Source organism: Streptococcus mitis, from assembly GCF_047465045.1.
Classification (GTDB): Bacteria; Bacillota; Bacilli; order Lactobacillales; family Streptococcaceae; genus Streptococcus; species Streptococcus mitis_DT.
This window is the reverse complement of record NZ_JASHAR010000013.1, coordinates 18,606-35,209: the sequence shown is the minus strand read 5'-3', so window position 1 is coordinate 35,209 and position 16,604 is coordinate 18,606. Positions and strand designations below refer to the sequence as shown.

The 16,604-nt window shown below is 38.7% G+C and carries 14 protein-coding genes; 12 read left to right on the top strand and 2 right to left on the bottom strand.

Features of this window, described 5'->3' with window-relative positions:
* The first annotated feature begins 12 nt into the window (after nt 1–12).
* The 7 genes from glgP (at nt 13) to QM409_RS07545 (ending at nt 6,936) form a co-directional block, all read left to right on the top strand.
* Nucleotides 13–2,271: a glycogen/starch/alpha-glucan family phosphorylase gene (gene glgP, locus QM409_RS07575; protein WP_225742417.1), complete on the top strand. Its 2,259-nt coding sequence runs from the start codon at nt 13–15 to the stop codon at nt 2,269–2,271.
* A 356-nt stretch (nt 2,272–2,627) separates the two neighbouring features.
* The gene (locus QM409_RS07570; protein WP_261016075.1) at nt 2,628–3,530 is read left to right on the top strand and encodes a helix-turn-helix domain-containing protein; all 903 of its coding nucleotides are present in this window, start codon (nt 2,628–2,630) and stop codon (nt 3,528–3,530) included.
* 147 nt (nt 3,531–3,677) lie between these two features.
* Complete coding sequence (locus QM409_RS07565; protein ID WP_414305436.1) at nt 3,678–4,574, top strand: XRE family transcriptional regulator; 897 nt, start codon at nt 3,678–3,680, stop codon at nt 4,572–4,574.
* A gap of 159 nt (nt 4,575–4,733) precedes the next feature.
* Nucleotides 4,734–4,955, top strand: a complete 222-nt coding sequence (locus QM409_RS07560; protein WP_033679542.1) for a hypothetical protein — start codon at nt 4,734–4,736, stop codon at nt 4,953–4,955.
* Nucleotides 4,956–4,995: 40 nt separating this feature from the next.
* Nucleotides 4,996–5,820, top strand: coding sequence for an ABC transporter ATP-binding protein (locus tag QM409_RS07555; protein ID WP_414305437.1), 825 nt, complete (start codon nt 4,996–4,998; stop codon nt 5,818–5,820).
* Nucleotides 5,813–6,562 (top strand): ABC transporter permease, encoded by a 750-nt coding sequence (locus QM409_RS07550; RefSeq protein ID WP_261014983.1) that lies wholly within the window; start codon nt 5,813–5,815, stop codon nt 6,560–6,562. The genes QM409_RS07555 and QM409_RS07550 overlap by 8 nt, the downstream gene beginning before the upstream one ends.
* 167 nt (nt 6,563–6,729) lie before the next feature.
* Entirely contained in the window at nt 6,730–6,936 is a 207-nt protein-coding gene (locus QM409_RS07545; protein ID WP_049521349.1) for a hypothetical protein, read from the top strand.
* 355 nt (nt 6,937–7,291) lie between these two features.
* Here QM409_RS07545 and QM409_RS07540 read toward each other — a convergent pair whose 3' ends face one another.
* A complete protein-coding gene (locus tag QM409_RS07540; protein WP_414305438.1) occupies nt 7,292–8,140 on the bottom strand; it encodes a putative RNA methyltransferase in 849 nt (282 codons plus the stop codon).
* A 257-nt stretch (nt 8,141–8,397) separates the two neighbouring features.
* Here QM409_RS07540 and QM409_RS07535 point away from each other — a divergent pair, with 257 nt between their 5' ends.
* A complete protein-coding gene (locus QM409_RS07535; protein WP_000910910.1) occupies nt 8,398–8,676 on the top strand; it encodes a DUF6110 family protein in 279 nt (92 codons plus the stop codon).
* A 1-nt stretch (nt 8,677) separates the two neighbouring features.
* Nucleotides 8,678–10,741, top strand: a complete 2,064-nt coding sequence (locus QM409_RS07530) for a heavy metal translocating P-type ATPase (RefSeq protein ID WP_414305439.1) — start codon at nt 8,678–8,680, stop codon at nt 10,739–10,741.
* 76 nt (nt 10,742–10,817) lie between these two features.
* Here the strand turns inward: QM409_RS07530 and tyrS are convergent, their stop codons facing one another.
* Nucleotides 10,818–12,074 carry a tyrosine--tRNA ligase gene (gene tyrS, locus QM409_RS07525; RefSeq protein ID WP_150922928.1) on the bottom strand — a complete coding sequence of 419 codons (1,257 nt, stop codon included), beginning with the start codon at nt 12,072–12,074 and terminating at the stop codon, nt 10,818–10,820.
* A 141-nt stretch (nt 12,075–12,215) separates the two neighbouring features.
* Here tyrS and pbp1b point away from each other — a divergent pair, with 141 nt between their 5' ends.
* The 3 genes from pbp1b (at nt 12,216) to dapD (ending at nt 16,597) form a co-directional block, all read left to right on the top strand.
* A complete protein-coding gene (gene pbp1b / locus QM409_RS07520; protein WP_060627242.1) occupies nt 12,216–14,702 on the top strand; it encodes a penicillin-binding protein PBP1B in 2,487 nt (828 codons plus the stop codon).
* Between the two features lie 56 nt (nt 14,703–14,758).
* On the top strand, nt 14,759–15,670 hold the full coding sequence (locus QM409_RS07515; RefSeq protein ID WP_414305440.1) for a DMT family transporter: 912 nt from the start codon (nt 14,759–14,761) through the stop codon (nt 15,668–15,670).
* Nucleotides 15,671–15,898: 228 nt separating this feature from the next.
* The gene (gene dapD / locus QM409_RS07510) at nt 15,899–16,597 is read left to right on the top strand and encodes a 2,3,4,5-tetrahydropyridine-2,6-dicarboxylate N-acetyltransferase (protein ID WP_049515894.1); all 699 of its coding nucleotides are present in this window, start codon (nt 15,899–15,901) and stop codon (nt 16,595–16,597) included.
* Nucleotides 16,598–16,604 lie beyond the last annotated feature (7 nt).

The following is a 16,604-nucleotide window of genomic DNA, read 5'->3' as shown; positions in this document are numbered from 1 at the left end:
GACACCTTAAACATGTTATCACTACAAGAATTTGTACAAAATCGTTACAATAAAACCATTGCAGAATGTAGCAATGAAGAGCTTTACCTGGCTCTTCTTAACTACAGCAAGCTTGCAAGTAGCAAAAAACCAGTTAACACTGGTAAGAAAAAAGTTTACTACATCTCAGCTGAGTTCTTGATTGGTAAACTTTTGTCAAACAACTTGATCAACCTTGGTCTTTACGACGATGTCAAAAAAGAACTTGCAGCTGCAGGTAAAGATTTGATCGAAGTTGAAGAAGTTGAATTGGAACCATCTCTTGGTAATGGTGGTTTGGGACGTTTGGCTGCCTGCTTTATCGACTCAATTGCTACTCTTGGTTTGAACGGTGACGGTGTTGGTCTTAACTACCACTACGGTCTTTTCCAACAAGTTCTTAAAAATAACCAACAAGAAACAATTCCAAATGCATGGTTGACAGAGCAAAACTGGTTGGTTCGCTCAAGCCGTAGCTACCAAGTGCCATTTGCTCACTTCACATTGACATCAACTCTTTACGATATCGATGTACCTGGTTACAAGACAGAAACTAAGAACCGCTTGCGTTTGTTTGACTTGGATTCTGTTGATTCTTCAATCATTAAAGACGGTATCAACTTTGACAAGACAGATATCGCTCGCAACTTGACTCTTTTCCTTTACCCAGATGATAGTGATCGTCAAGGTGAATTGCTCCGTATCTTCCAACAATACTTCATGGTTTCAAACGGTGCGCAATTGATCATCGAAGAAGCAATCGAAAAAGGAAGCAACTTGCATGACCTTGCTGACTACGCAGTTGTCCAAATCAACGATACTCACCCATCAATGGTTATTCCTGAATTGATCCGTCTTTTGACTGCACGTGGTATTGAACTTGACGAAGCAATCTCAATTGTTCGTAGCATGACTGCCTACACTAACCACACAATCCTTGCTGAAGCCCTTGAAAAATGGCCTCTTGAATTCTTGCAAGAAGTGGTTCCTCACTTGGTACCAATCATCGAAGAATTGGACCGTCGTGTGAAAGCAGAAGTGAAAGATCCAGCTGTTCAAATTATTGACGAGAGTGGACGTGTTCACATGGCCCACATGGATATCCACTACGGATACAGCGTTAACGGGGTAGCAGCGCTCCACACTGAAATCTTGAAGAACTCTGAGTTGAAAGCCTTCTACGACCTTTACCCAGAAAAATTCAACAACAAAACAAACGGTATCACTTTCCGTCGTTGGCTCATGCATGCTAACCCAAGCTTGTCTCACTACTTGGATGAGATTCTTGGAGAAGGTTGGCACCATGAAGCAGACGAGCTTGAAAAACTCTTGTCTTACGAAGACAAAGCAGCTGTCAAAGAAAAATTGGAAAGCATCAAGGCTCACAACAAACGTAAATTGGCTCGTCACTTGAAAGAACACCAAGGTGTAGAAATCAATCCAAACTCTATCTTTGATATCCAAATCAAACGTCTTCACGAGTACAAACGCCAACAAATGAACGCTTTGTACGTAATCCACAAATACCTTGACATCAAAGCTGGTAACATCCCTGCTCGCCCAATTACAATCTTCTTTGGTGGTAAAGCAGCTCCAGCCTACACAATTGCTCAAGACATCATCCACTTGATCCTTTGCATGTCAGAAGTTATTGCTAACGATCCAGCAGTAGCTCCACACTTGCAAGTAGTTATGGTTGAAAACTACAACGTTACTGCAGCAAGCTTCCTTATCCCAGCATGTGATATCTCAGAACAAATCTCACTTGCTTCTAAAGAAGCTTCAGGTACTGGTAACATGAAATTCATGTTGAACGGAGCTTTGACTCTTGGTACTATGGACGGTGCTAACGTGGAAATCGCTGAGTTGGTTGGCGACGAAAACATCTACATCTTTGGTGAAGATTCAGAAACTGTTATCGACCTTTACGCAAAAGCAGCTTATAAATCAAGCGAATTCTACGCTCGTAAAGCTATCAAACCATTGGTTGACTTCATCGTTAGCGATGCAGTTCTTGCAGCTGGAAACAAAGAGCGCTTAGAACGCCTTTACAATGAATTGATCAACAAAGACTGGTTCATGACTCTTCTTGACTTAGAAGACTACATCAAAGTCAAAGAGCAAATGTTGGCTGACTACGAAGACCGTGACGCATGGTTGGATAAAGTTATCGTTAACATTTCTAAAGCAGGATTCTTCTCATCTGACCGTACAATCGCTCAGTATAACGAAGATATCTGGCACTTGAACTAATACTCTTCGAAAATCTCTTCAAACCACGTCAGCGTTATTTGCAACCTCAAAGCGGTGCTTTGAGCAACCTGCGGCTAGCTTCCTAGTTTGCTCTTTGATTTTCATTGAGTATAAGATACAAGATTTATACTAATACACTTTCCTATAAAGCGAATTTCGATTGAAATTCGCTTTTTTTGATTACTTTTGTAGAAATAGATCTCTGATACTACATCGAAAGGATTATCTATATAGAATTGTGGCTTAAAACTATTCGTTATAATTATTTTTTCTGAAAATTGTAGGAAAGTGTGTTAAAATGGAAACGTATACAAGTAGTTGTTTGAATGTCAAATTAGAATTTAAAGAGGCTTATTATGAGTAATTTGGAAATAGGGAAACGGATTCGTACCTTACGGACTGAAAAAGGATTGAGTAGGGAAGCTTTTTGTGGAGATGAAAAGCATCTTACTGTTCGTCAGTTGGCCAGAATTGAAACAGGCAATAACTTGCCCAGCTTAGCAAAACTAGACTATATAGCTGAGGTGTTAGGAGTTCCGATGTTTCAGTTAATTGATGAAGGCATGATAATTGTTCCCAAAGAGTATTTAAAGCTAAAAACGAAGTTAATTCGTCAATCTATTCATGGAGATGAAGAAAAAGTCCACCAGCGTGAGGCTATCTTTGAAGATATTCAGGAACATTTTTATGATAAACTCCCTGAGGATGAGCAAGTAGCAGTTGAGGTTCTACAAGCTATTGATGATGTATATGTTTCCGAAAATGTTGAATTTGGAGAGGGCTTGATTGAGGAATATTTCAATCAAACTTTGCTACAAACGGAGTATTCTGTAAATGATTTATTGATCTTATATTTATATTTTTTATCAAATGCTATTAGTTTTAAACGAAATGATGACGTTTTAAAAAAAGTAAGAAATAACATCGTGACCATAATTGACTGTTCAGATAATACTTACATGCATCTGTTACAAAGAGTATTAATTGCAATAGTGTTGTATCAATTGAGGAACGAATACTACGAAGAGATCTCCGTCATTTTTAGTTTTCTAAGAGAAATTATGATGGAAATTCAAGATTCAAACTTAAAACCAACGGTAGACTACTTTGAGGCTAAATATTACTTATATGGAGAAAAAGATAAAGAAAAAGCCCTGCAATGCTATGAAAAAGCTATCAGTGGAGCAGAATTTTTTAATGATATAAATTTCAAAAATCGAGTGATAGAGGAGATGAAAGAAGAGTTTCCAGATATGTAAAAAACTCTTTGTTCATTGTGGGGGTGGCTGATAAGCAGTCTAAGTAGCTTTTCAGTAAGAATTTAATATATTTGAAATAATAGATGATAATCAATAGCATAACTACTTTTATTTTTATGTGCAAAAGACTATTTACAGAGGAATGAGATGAAAAATTTGGAAATAGGAAAACGAATTCGTACCTTACGGACTGAAAAAGGCTTGAGTAGGGAAGCCTTTTGTGGAGATGAAAAAGAACTTACTGTTCGTCAGTTGGGCCGAATTGAAACAGGAAATAACTTGCCCAGTTTAGCTAAACTAGACTATATAGCTGGAGTGTTAGGAGTTCCGATATCTCAGTTAATTGATGAACGATTACTAATTGTTCCTAAAGAGTATTTAAAATTAAAAACGAAGTTGATTCGTCAATCTATTCATGGCGATGAAGAAAAAATCCGCCAACGTGAAGCTATCTTTGAAGAAATTCAGGAACGTTTTTATGACCAACTTCCTGAAGATGAGCAAGTAGCAGTTGAGGTTCTACAAGCTATTGATGATGTATATGTTTCTGAAAATGCCGAATTTGGAGAAGGTTTAATTGAGGAATATTTTGAACAAACAATGTTACGAACAGAATATTCGACAAATGATCTACTGATATTGTACTTATATTTTTTATCTCTAGCTGTTAAATCAGAACGAGATGAAATAACTTTAAAAAAAGTTTGTCTAAATATTGTATCTCAAACAAACTATGATGATACAAACTATATTCACTTGCTTCAAAGAGTACTACTAGGTTTAGTACTTTATCAGCTTGACATCGATTATCATGAATTTATACCTGAAATATTGAGTATGTTAAGAGAAATTATGATTGACATCGGAGATACTAGTTTAAAACCAACTGTAGACTTCATTGAAGCAAAATATTACTTATACGGAGAAAAAGATAAAGAAAAAGCCCTGCAATACTATGAAAAAGCTATCAATGGGGCAGAATTTTTGAATGACATGAATTTTAAAAATCGAGTGATAGAGGAAAAAAATAAGGATTTTCCATAATTTCAATTTAAAAACAGGACATAAATGTCAGTGGACATTTATGTCCTGTTTTTTTACTCTCGTAAGGGATATACTGTTATTGTAAATAAGTTAAGCAGAACGCAATGCTAGAAACATTTCTATTTAAACGGGATGTAGATTAGCAGGCCGGAGGAAAATATGGTAAAAACAATTGACTATTATATGGATGAAAAGTTTGTCAAGAAGGATTATCTGATTATCAAAAATAGTCTAGATAGCAGACGACTATGTAAAGTAACACTTGATGAGAAGTTGCTAAAATTAGTTCTCTTACTTCCAAATGAAATGAGAGAAATCAAAATGGACTCCAACTTAAAGCCTAGAATTAGAGTTGTTGACATAACCGATGGGAGTGAGTGAAGTTTCTAAAATAGAAAATAAACTAGAAAGAGGTAATAAAATGATTAAGGTAGAAAGAGTTACAAAGCGATTTGGAGATAATATTGCTTTAAATCAAATTAGTTTTTCAATAAACGAAGGAGAAATTTTTGGATTCCTAGGTCCATCTGGTTCAGGGAAGACAACAATGATCAATATTCTGACAGGACAGCTACAGGCTAACAGCGGAAAGACAGAATTATTAGGGAAAGATTCTCAAAAATTACTTCCGTCAGATTTTGAAGAGTTAGGTTTAGTAGGTGACACAAGTGGTTATTACGAAAAATTAAGTTTGTACAATAACTTGTTGCTATTTGCAAGACTATACGGAGTTTCAAAATCTCGAATTGAAGAAATTCTAAAACAAGTTGGTCTGTATGATAGTAAAGACACTCCAGCTGAGAAACTTTCTACAGGAATGCGTCAACGAATGCTTTTAGCTCGTGCTTTAATCAATTACCCTAAAGTTCTATTTTTAGATGAACCTACAAGTGGGTTAGATCCCACCACCTCAAAGAAGATTCACAAATTACTACAGGAGTTAAAGGAAAGAGGAACAACCATTTTCTTAACTACTCATGATATGAATGAGGCGACTTTATTATGTGATAACCTAGCTCTTTTGAATAAAGGTGATCTTATTGAACAAGGAAGCCCAAGCGAAATTATCCTAAAATACAACACGGAAAAAAAAGTTGCAGTAACTTATAGTGATTCGACTAAAAAAGTAGTGCGATTCGAAGACTTGCAGCAAGAAGATTATAAAAAAATGATGACGATTCACTCATGTGAACCAACTTTAGAAGATATTTTTATTAAATTGACAGGAGAAAAATTAGATGTTTAAGAGAATTTTAGCCCTTATCTGGTTGAGGACACAAGTATTGTTAACAAACAAAAACACTTTGGTACAGGTAGTATTCCCATTCTTTCTGGTTCTACTCTTCCAAAATTTTATGAATACAGATGGCACTCAAGGGAAAGTACTATTGTATAGCTCTTTAACAATGGCATTCTCATTTTCTTCTGGGTCAATGATTTCAAACTCTATTGCAGAGGAAAAAGAAAAAAGAATTTTTAAAACACTTATTTTAAGCGGAGTTCGCCGTGGAGAATATCTTGTTTCCGTGTTGTTTTATCCTGTAATCTTTGCCTTGGCTTCAGTTATTTCCTTCCCTATTATGGTTGCAGTGGATTTCGCAAAAGATTATCCTGTATACCTTGTAGTAGCTTCTCTGGTAGCATTATGTACAATCCTCTTAAATTTAGTGATTGGAGCTATTTCAGAGACACAAACGCAGGCTCAGGTTTATGGTTTGATTCCAATGCTTGGTCTCTCATTCTTGCCAATGTTTTCTCAAGTTAGCTCAGAGATCAAGAAATTTATGGATACAACCTTCTTAGGAGTTTATGTAGATTTCTTTAATAAACCAGATTTTAAGTTGAATTTTGACAGTTTGGGAATCACTTTTGCTTGGGTTGTAGCATTACTTGCCCTTAGTTATTGGGGTTTAAAAAATAAAAAAAGAGTACAGTTTGGAAAACTAACAATTAATCAACTTCAAAAACTAACTTTTTTTAAAGCTTAGTGTTAGTAAGTTTTGTAAGAAACCTAGTTTAAAACAATAAACCAGCGCTTAAAATGCTGGTTTTTACTGTCTTCAGCCGTATATTTCTTCGTAGTTGATTACCTCATATCCCTTGTATCCGCTTGCATAAAGTATTATAATATGATTGTAGGAAAGAAGGTGTTTTTATGTGGAAAAAATATTTTTCAAAATATAGATGGACTGATTTATTTTGGATTTTATTTATCATTTTGACCTGCCTCTATATAGGTAATCACGATTTGTTTCCTCTCAATCATCAAGAAATCTCTTTTCGTGGTAGCATTTGGGGTTTGGTACTGGCCCTATATCACTTACTGTTTATTGATAAGTTTGTTATCTCGAATCGAAAATAAAGTTTAGGGCTATGCTTAGCTGTGTACCTTTAGGATTGATTTTTGGGGGAAGATTTTGTCTCTATTATTTATTATTTTAAATTTGTTTATCTTGTACAAGATCTATTCTTTGAGACGGGAGAAATCGAAATACTTGATTTATACGGCCTATATCATATTTGGAATAAATGTAATATATGGTATTCAATGGTTATTAAGAGAACTGATTTCAAAGATTTCCGCTTAATGTGTATAGAAACTCCAGTGATTTTTGCATAACAAAACGCATAAGATTAAGGTTTTTGAGTACCTGTTCTTATGCGTTTCCGTAATATTGAAGATTCTCAGTAAGTTTTCTACTTTTGCGAAGTCTAGTTTACAATGTTTTCCCAACCAGAATCTCAGCCTCAATGGTAATCTCTGTCAGTTGACTCCAGTCAATCTTGCTTTGGTCAACGTGAAAGAGGAGAGGAGTCATACTGAGTAGGGCTTGGAGCTGCTCTGCCGTGATAGTTTTAGTCAGAGAGGCAGTTTGACTAGATAGGATGGTAAAGTGTTCTTGGAAATGCTCCTTGATATCTTGGTTGGAATAGTCCTTGTTTGTCAGCTGGTCTTGTACCTTCTGACGGATTTCCTTGAGGTGATTTTTAGTTGGAATGACCTTTATCAAGATGCCGTCTTTGGATAAAACGCGACGAAATTCTCCGTAATTGGCAGGGGAAAAGATATCAAGTAAGATATCCATGCTGGCGTCTTTTATAGGAAGACGAGCTAAGTCACCAACGAACCAATTGACTGCCCAGTTGGGTTCGCTCTTGGCAGCGATTTGGACAGAATCTTTGGAAATATCAAAGGCATAGAAGGTTTTGTCAGGATGCCTTTCTTGAAGCTTGCGAGAATAGAATCCTTCACCACAACCGATATCTAAAATTGTTTTGGCATTTTTTGAGTTTGAAAGTAAATCAGAGGCGGCCTCTAGAATAGCCTGGTAAAAACCAGCTTCTAGGATTTGTTGACGGTTTTGAAAATTTTCCTTGTCGTAGTTGGTAGATTGCTTGATTTGAGGTGCCAGATTGACATAGCCAAATTTAGCCAAGTCAAAAGAATGGTGATTGTTGCATTTGAGACTGCTCTCTACCAGAGTCAGATTTTCTTGACAGATAGGACAGGCAAAGGCAGTAGCAGAAGCAAAACGCTGAAGTTTGGGTTTGAGATTTGTATTCATAGTTTAAGTGTATCAAAAGAGGCAAATGAAAGCAACTTTAGGAATAAGTAGATGGGAGATTCAGTAGAAATAAAACTAATACTCTTCGAAAATCAAATTCAAACCACGTCAACGTCGCCTTGCCGTACTCAAGTACAGCCTGCGGCTAGTTTCCTAGTTTGCTCTTTGATTTTCATTGAGTATAATTCTCCAATTTATGAAATGACATTGCTTTTATATCTAAATTGCTATATAATAATGATAAGGAGGAAATAAGTATGTTAAAAGAAGTACTAACCGTCGCAAAAGTTGCGAAAAAATCATCACTCTTTTTGGGTGGTGTCGCATTTGGTACCCTTGGCTTGAAAATCTTAGCAAGTAAGGAAGCTAAAAAAGGTTATTCTAAAGCTTTGGCTAAGGCTTACAAGTTGAAAGACGGGCTAGATGCATCTGTTTCTGTTGTGAAACAACATGGAGACGATGTCTTGCAAGATGCCAAATATTTGTACGAGCAAGAGAAAAAAGAAGAGCAATTAGATAGCCTTATAGGGGAATAATATGTCTTTTAAAGTGCTACATAGAGGATACCAACATATCCGACTATCATCTTCTTTTTCACTCACCTTGGATATTCAAGACTATCTTCGTTCCTTGGCGAGAGATGAAAAGGGGATTGAGTCTATCCAGTTTTACATGGATCAACAGCACTTTACTCTACGTATAAAAGAAGGCTTCTCTGTATTAGACAATGCAGAAGCCTTTTTAAAAAGAATTGATAAAGGGAAAGTTTCTGAGTTGATGACTCTTCCCATTCGTAGAGAAGAGAGTGCTTATTCTATTGTTTCAGGTGCAGCGATTAAGCGTATACTTTTTCGTAGTTTTGTGCCGTATCCTATTCGCTATATATGGACTTGTTATCAGGCTTTTGGCTATATTAGAGAAGCCTATCAAACACTAGCGCGTAAGGAACTAACGATGGAGGTCTTGGACTGTTCGGCGATTTTATTGTCCTTGTTTATGAACCAATCCAAGACGGCTAGCAATATCATGTTTATGCTTGATTTGGGGAATCATTTAGATCAGTGGTCCTTGAAAAAAACTGCAACGGATTTAGAACAGAGTCTTCTTGCAAAAGAGAGCGATGTATTCCTAGTACAGGGCGATACGGTTGTTAGTATCAAGAGTTCTGATGTTCAAATAGGAGATGTCTTGGTCTTATCTCAAGGGAATGAAATTCTGTTTGATGGACAAGTAGTTTCAGGTTTAGGTATGGTCAACGAAAGTTCCTTGACGGGAGAGAGTTTTCCAGTTGAAAAAAGAGAGTCTGATTTGGTTTGTGCAAATACAGTATTAGAAACTGGAGAGTTGCGCATTCGTGTAACCGATAATCAGATGAACAGCCGGATTTTACAGCTGATTGAGTTGATGAAGAAATCTGAAGAAAACAAGAAAACGAAACAACGCTATTTCATCAAAATGGCGGACAAGGTCGTCAAATATAATTTCTTGGGGGCTGGTCTGACTTACCTATTGACAGGTTCTTTTTCTAAGGCTATTTCTTTCCTATTGGTCGATTTCTCCTGCGCTTTGAAAATCTCTACTCCTGTAGCTTATTTGACAGCTATCAAGGAGGGGTTGAATCGTGAAATGGTGATTAAGAATGGGGATGTTCTGGAGAAATATCTGGAAGTTGATACTTTCTTGTTTGATAAGACGGGAACAATCACAACTAGCTATCCGATAGTTGAAAAGGTGTTACCTTTTGGGGACTATAGTGAGGAAGATATTCTCAGAATCAGTGCCTGTCTTGAGGAACACATTTATCATCCTATTGCTAATGCCATCGTCAAGCAAGCTGAGATAGAGGGGATTGAACATGAGGAAATGCATGGGAAACTCCAATATATCGCAAGCAAGGGGATCAAATCTCATATAGATGGGCAACCAGTTCTTATTGGGAATTATGTTTTGATGCAGGATGAGCAAATTCATATCAGTTCAGAACAAAATGCTTTAATTGAAGAGTACAAGAGTCACTATAATCTCTTATTCTTGGCTTATCAGAATGAATTGATTGGAATGTTCTGTATTCATACTCCTTTGAGAAAAGAAGCAAAAGCAGCCTTGGAGAAACTTAAGGCACAAGGGAAAAAATTGATTCTGGCAACAGGGGACACCTTGGTTAGAACAGAGGAATTAGTCAAAGATTTGCCCTTTGATCAGGTCTATACAGACTTGAAACCTGATGGAAAATTTGAGTTAGTAGAGGAACTGCAGAAAGCAGGTCACACTATTTTGATGGTTGGGGATGGGTTGAATGACTCAGCGGCTCTAACCCTATCAGATATCGGTGTGGTGATGAATGAGAGTGCAGACATTTCTAAGCAGATGAGCGATATCTTATTGTTAGATAATCGCTTGGATTTCTTCCAAGAGTTGGATTGGCTATCATCATCTTTGCAAACACTCATCAAGAAGAATATTCAAGATACCGTTGTCGTAAATAGTAGTTTGATTGGCTTTGGCTTGTTTAATTGGCTCAGTCCTTCAAATCTCTCTATCTTACATAATCTAACAACCTTGCGCATAGTCCTACGTAGTCTGTCTATTAAGCCTAGATAGATGTGCTTATCAACAACAAAAAGGAGTTACCTTTCTCGAGGTTAACTCCTTTATTTATAGATCAATGTTGAACAGTTTAGTAAGTCAATACAAAGTATTTTTTCTTCCCACGGCGGATAACGGTCAGTTCGTTCTCTAACTTATCTGCGTCACTCAAGACATAGTCAAGGTCTTGGATGCGGTCGCCGTTGACGTAGATAGCTCCGTTTTGGACGTCTTCACGGGCTTGGCGTTTTGAGTTAACTACACCAGATGAGACGAGCAGTTCCACGATATTGTGGTTTTCATCTGCTTGAACTTGGTAGTTTGGTACACCACGAAGTCCTTGTTTGAGCTCTTTAACAGAAAGATTCTTGATATTTCCTGCAAAAAGTTGCTCAGTGATGTTGAGGGCTTCTTTGTAAGCTTCTTCGCCGTGAACAAGTGTTACGACTTCACGAGCCAAGACTTTTTGAGCCAAGCGTTCATGTGGAGCCGCTTCAAATTGTTTACGGATTTCTTCAATCTCATCAAGTGACAAGAAAGTAAAGATCTTCAAGAAGCGAACAGCGTCTGCGTCCATAACGTTCATCCAAAATTGGTACATCTCGTAGGGAGAAGTCTTTTCAGGATTGAGCCAGACTGCGTTTCCTTCTGATTTACCAAATTTCTTACCAGTTGCATCGGTGATAAGCGGAACTGTGATAACGTGGCCAGTCTTGTCAGCCTTACGACGAAGCAATTCAGTACCAGCTGTCATATTTCCCCACTGGTCAGAACCCCCGATTTGAAGCGTTACGTTGTGGTCTTGGTTAAGAACGAAGAAGTCGTAACCTTGCATGATTTGGTAGGCAAACTCAGTGTATGAAATTCCTGTTTCAATCCGTTTTTTCACAGACTCCTTGCTCATCATGTAGTTGACAGTAAAGTATTTTCCGATATCACGGAGGAAATCAATGAAGCTGATGCTGCCAAACCAGTCGTAGTTGTTGACCATGACAGCCTTGTTTTCACCATTTTCAAAGTCAAGAAAACGAGAAAGTTGTCCTTGGATAGACTTGACCCAGCCATCTACTGTGTCTTTTGTTTGGAGACTACGTTCAGCATCTTTGAAGGACGGATCTCCGATGAGACCTGTAGCACCGCCAACGAGCGCATAAGGTTTGTGACCTGCTAGCTGCAAGCGACGACTTGTCAAGATTGCGACAAGGTGGCCTAGGTGAAGGCTGTCAGCAGTTGGATCGTAGCCAGTATAATAAGAAACTTGACCTTCTTCTAGGGCTTTACGCAAAGCTTCTTCATCAGTCGTTTGAAAAATCAAACCACGCTCTTTTAGCTCATCAAAAATGTGCATGTGTCTTTTCTCCTTTTTAAAAATATTGTTTCTACCTATTGTATCACAAACTTGGGCAATAGCCTAGTAGAATAAGGGAGAAAGTGGCTATTTTATTGAAAGTTTACCTTTTGTGGTATAATAGATAGAGTGAGGAAATCCATGCAAAATCAATTAAATGAATTAAAACAAAGAATGCTGGAATTTTTCCAGCTAGTAAAATCAAACATAAATCATAAAAAATCAGAGAAAGTCTCAGAAGAGAAGCAGTCGGATGGGACAGGTGGGAAAGTTCTGGCTATCCTAGGTAGCATTTTAGTTGCTATTAAGGGAATTTTGAATACTCTCTTTATTCTAGGCTTTATCGGTGGACTTTTTGGTGCTGGTGTAGCTCTTGGTTATGGAGTTGCTTTGTTTGACAAGGCCAAGGTTCCCCAATCGGAGGACTTGGTCAAACAGGTTAAAAATATTTCTTCCATCTCAGAAATTGTTTACGCAGATGGGAGTGTCATTGCTTCTATCGAGAGTGATCTACTGAGAACCTCTGTTTCATCTGAGGAAATATCGGACAATCTCAAAAAGGCGATCATTGCTACTGAGGACGAACATTTTCTTGAACATAAAGGGGTTGTGCCCAAAGCTGTGATTCGGGCGACTTTGGGAACTTTTGCAGGTTTGGGCTCGTCTAGTGGGGGCTCGACCTTGACCCAACAGTTAATCAAACAACAAGTGGTCGGAGATGCTCCGACTTTGGCTCGTAAGGCTACAGAAATTGTCGATGCCCTTGCCTTGGAACGCAGCATGAGCAAGGATGAAATCTTGACCACCTATCTCAATGTTGCTCCCTTTGGTCGAAATCATAAAGGACAAAATATTGCAGGTGCCCAGCAAGCTGCTGAAGGAATTTTCGGTATCGATGCCAACAAGTTGAGTATTCCTCAAGCCGCTTTCTTAGCAGGTTTGCCACAGAGTCCGATTACTTATTCCCCTTATGAAAATACTGGAGAGTTAAAGAGTGATGAAGACTTAGAACTTGGTTTGAAGCGGGGCAAGGATGTTCTCTACAACATGTACCGTACGGGTGCTCTGACTCAGGAGGAATATGACCAGTACAAGGATTATAATCTCAAGCAAGATTTCTTGCCATCAGGATCTATCAATGCTGTTTCGAGGGATTACCTTTACTTTACGGCTATGGCTGAAGCGACAGACCGTATGTATGATTACTTAGTTCAACAGGACAATGTCTCTAGCCAAGAGTTGAAAAAGGAAGTAGTTCAAAAGGCCTATCATGAGCGAGCTGAGCAGGAACTAAGTAACGGTGGCTATAAAATCACGACAACAATCAATAAAAAAATCCATACTGCCATGCAAAATGCAGTTGCTAACTACGGTCGTTTGGTAGATGATTCGACTGGGCAGCCTGAAGTAGGGAATGTTTTGATGGACAATAAAACGGGGGCTGTTTTAGGCTTTGTTGGTGGTCGTAATTACCAGACTAACCAAAACAATCACGCCTTTGACACTAAGCGCTCGCCAGCCTCTACAACCAAGCCTTTATTGGCCTACGGTATTGCCATTGACCAAGGTTTGATGGGAAGCGCTAGTATCTTGTCCAATTATCCGACAAAATTCTCTAATGGAAATCCTATCATGTATGTGAACAGTCCAGGTACAGGCATGATGACTTTGGGTGAAGCCTTGAACTATTCGTGGAATATCCCAGCCTATTGGACCTATCGAATGCTGCGTGAGAAGGGTGTGGATGTCAAGGGTTACATGGAGAAAATGGGTTACGAGATTCCGGAGTACGGTATCGAAAGTCTGCCTATGGGTGGTGGGATTGAAGTCACAGTTGCCCAGCATACCAATGGTTATCAAACAATTGCCAATAACGGTGTCTACCATCAGAAACATGTGATTTCTAAGATTGAATCACCTGACGGTAGAGCAATTTATGAATTCCAAGACAAGCCAGTTCAAGTGTATTCGAAGGCAACAGCAACGATTATGCAGAGTTTGCTTCGTGAGGTGATTTCATCTCGGATCACTTCAAGTTTCCAAACGGATTTGGCTTCTATCAATTCAAGCTTAGCTCGTGCAGACTGGATTGGTAAGACTGGGACAACCAATGAAGATGAAAATATGTGGCTCATGCTGTCAACACCAAGATTGACTCTAGGTGGTTGGCTAGGGCATGATGACAACCGCCCAATGGCTAAGGGGGCTGGGCATTATCGAAATGCCAAATATATGGCTTACTTGGTCAATGCCATCCAACAGGCTGAGCCTGGTGTTTGGGGCAATGAACGCTTTAATCTTGATTCTAGTGTGACCCAATCTCAGGTCCTCAGATCTACAGGACAGAAGCCAGGCAAAGTATCCGTTAATGGAAAAACAGTGGATCTTTCAGGTTCTACTGTAACGAGCTATTGGGCTAATAAGGCGGGAGCTCCTACTACAAGCTATCACTTTGCTATTGGAGGAAGTGAAGCAGATTATCAAAACGCTTGGTCAAGTATCGTTAGCACATTGCCAACTCCTTCTAGCTCAAGTACTAGTTCGAATAGCAGTTCAAGTGGTAGTTCAAGTGCTAGCTCTAGCAGTACATCAAGTTCATCATCTACGCAATCAAATAGTAGAAGATAGGAAAGTGGTATTGATTGCCACTTTTTTCTTTTTTCCTTTCGTGTTACAATAAAGGTATGAATCAGTATCAGAAAAAGATTGTTAAAGGAACCATCTATTCGCTCCTATCTGGCTTAATCTGGGGAATTTGTGGGATTCTAGGAGAGTATTTCTTTACTCATTATCAAGTGTCCTCTGGCTGGATTACCTCTATGCGTTTGACACTGGCAGGGAGTCTTGTGCTCATTTGGTCTGCAGTGCAATTAAAATCGCAAGTGCTAGATATTTGGCGAGATAAGAAAAATTACCTAACCTTTTTAGCATACGCTATTTTGGGGATTTTTTCAGTTCAGTATTTTTTCTATCTCTGTGTAGAATACTCAAATGCAGCGACAGCAACTATTTTACAGTTTATTAGTCCTGTCTTTATCCTCTTTTACAACCGCTTGGTTTATCAAAAACGAGCGTCAAAAAGCGCTATTTTTTATGTTTTGGTTGCCATGTTGGGTGTTTGCCTGATGGCGACAAAGGGAGATCTCTCTCAGTTATCCATGACACCACTAGCGCTTGTGACAGGTCTGCTGAGTGCCATGGGGGTCATGTTTAATGTTATCTTACCTCAACCTTTTGCTAAGCGTTATGGTTTTGTTCCCACCGTTGGGTGGGGGATGATTATAGCGGGACTATTTAGTAACCTACTCCATCCAGTCTATCGAATTACTTTTCAGTTAGATATTGTGAGCGTGTTGATTTGTTTAACGATAGCTGTATTCGGGACTGCATTTGCTTTCTTTATTTCGATGAAGGCGGTATCCCTTGTATCTCCTTTGGTTGTATCAGTGGTGAGTGCTAGTGAGCCTCTCTCCTCTGCTCTCTTGAGTGTTTTGTTTTTAGGATTGGTGGTGGATTGGTCCCTTCTTCTAGCTATGGTCCTGATTATTTTGCCTATGATTTTCCTATCGGTAGAAGAAGCGAAAGAAAGTAAATAAAAAGTCTTTTCTTAATTCTAAAAGTGTGCTATACTAGAATAGTCAATAAAACACGGGGAGATAGTTGTGAAGAGTGTTTTTAGGTTGTATCGGTAGGGGCTTGCTTTTACCGACAGCACGTTTTATCTCACATCCCTAAAAATCATACCTAAAAACAAACAAAAAGGCTTCAAATTTGAGGCCTTTTTTGGTAGAATAGGTATCATTAAAATGAACTAGGAGGCGCCTATGACTGCTACAAAAATGAACGCTCAAGAAATTATCCAATTTATCGCAAATGCTGAAAAGAAAACCAGTGTTAAAGTAACCTTTGAGGGACAACTCGCAACTGCTGTACCTGGATCTGTTGTTAAACTAGGGAATGTCCTATTTGGAGACTGGAAGGACGTGGCTCCGCTTCTCGATGGTTTGGTAGAAAATCAAGACTATGTTGTTGAGCAAGATGCTCGCAATTCAGCAGTTCCCTTGCTAGACAAACGTGCTATCAATGCTCGTATCGAGCCAGGTGCTATTATCCGTGATCAGGTTGAAATTGGTGACAATGCTGTTATCATGATGGGAGCTGTTATCAATATCGGTGCTGAAATCGGTGCAGGAACCATGATTGACATGGGGGCTATCCTTGGTGGCCGTGCTATCGTTGGGAAAAACAGTCACGTTGGTGCAGGTGCCGTTCTTGCAGGTGTGATTGAGCCAGCTAGCGCAGAACCAGTCCGTGTTGGAGATAATGTTCTTATCGGCGCTAATGCAGTGGTTATCGAAGGAGTCCAAATCGGTAGTGGTTCAGTTGTCGCAGCAGGAGCTATTGTTACCCAAGATGTCCCAGAAAACGTTGTGGTAGCAGGTGTTCCAGCTCGTATTATCAAAGAGATTGATGCCCAAACCCAACAAAAAACAGCGCTAGAGGATGCGCTTCGTACCTTATAATTGTAAA

Excerpts from the sequence above, each read along its gene's own strand:
- QM409_RS07560 (WP_033679542.1), top strand. The coding sequence starts at position 4,734 with ATGGTAAAAACAATTGACTATTATATGGATGAAAAGTTTGTCAAGAAG.
- tyrS (WP_150922928.1), bottom strand. The coding sequence starts at position 12,074 with ATGCACATTTTTGATGAGCTAAAAGAGCGTGGTTTGATTTTTCAAACG.
- QM409_RS07535 (WP_000910910.1), top strand. The coding sequence starts at position 8,398 with ATGTTAAAAGAAGTACTAACCGTCGCAAAAGTTGCGAAAAAATCATCA.
- QM409_RS07570 (WP_261016075.1), top strand. The coding sequence starts at position 2,628 with ATGAGTAATTTGGAAATAGGGAAACGGATTCGTACCTTACGGACTGAA.
- dapD (WP_049515894.1), top strand. The coding sequence starts at position 15,899 with ATGACTGCTACAAAAATGAACGCTCAAGAAATTATCCAATTTATCGCA.
- QM409_RS07545 (WP_049521349.1), top strand. The coding sequence starts at position 6,730 with ATGTGGAAAAAATATTTTTCAAAATATAGATGGACTGATTTATTTTGG.
- QM409_RS07550 (WP_261014983.1), top strand. The coding sequence starts at position 5,813 with ATGTTTAAGAGAATTTTAGCCCTTATCTGGTTGAGGACACAAGTATTG.
- QM409_RS07555 (WP_414305437.1), top strand. The coding sequence starts at position 4,996 with ATGATTAAGGTAGAAAGAGTTACAAAGCGATTTGGAGATAATATTGCT.
- QM409_RS07540 (WP_414305438.1), bottom strand. The coding sequence starts at position 8,140 with ATGAATACAAATCTCAAACCCAAACTTCAGCGTTTTGCTTCTGCTACT.
- pbp1b (WP_060627242.1), top strand. The coding sequence starts at position 12,216 with ATGCAAAATCAATTAAATGAATTAAAACAAAGAATGCTGGAATTTTTC.
- glgP (WP_225742417.1), top strand. The coding sequence starts at position 13 with ATGTTATCACTACAAGAATTTGTACAAAATCGTTACAATAAAACCATT.
- QM409_RS07565 (WP_414305436.1), top strand. The coding sequence starts at position 3,678 with ATGAAAAATTTGGAAATAGGAAAACGAATTCGTACCTTACGGACTGAA.
- QM409_RS07515 (WP_414305440.1), top strand. The coding sequence starts at position 14,759 with ATGAATCAGTATCAGAAAAAGATTGTTAAAGGAACCATCTATTCGCTC.
- QM409_RS07530 (WP_414305439.1), top strand. The coding sequence starts at position 8,678 with ATGTCTTTTAAAGTGCTACATAGAGGATACCAACATATCCGACTATCA.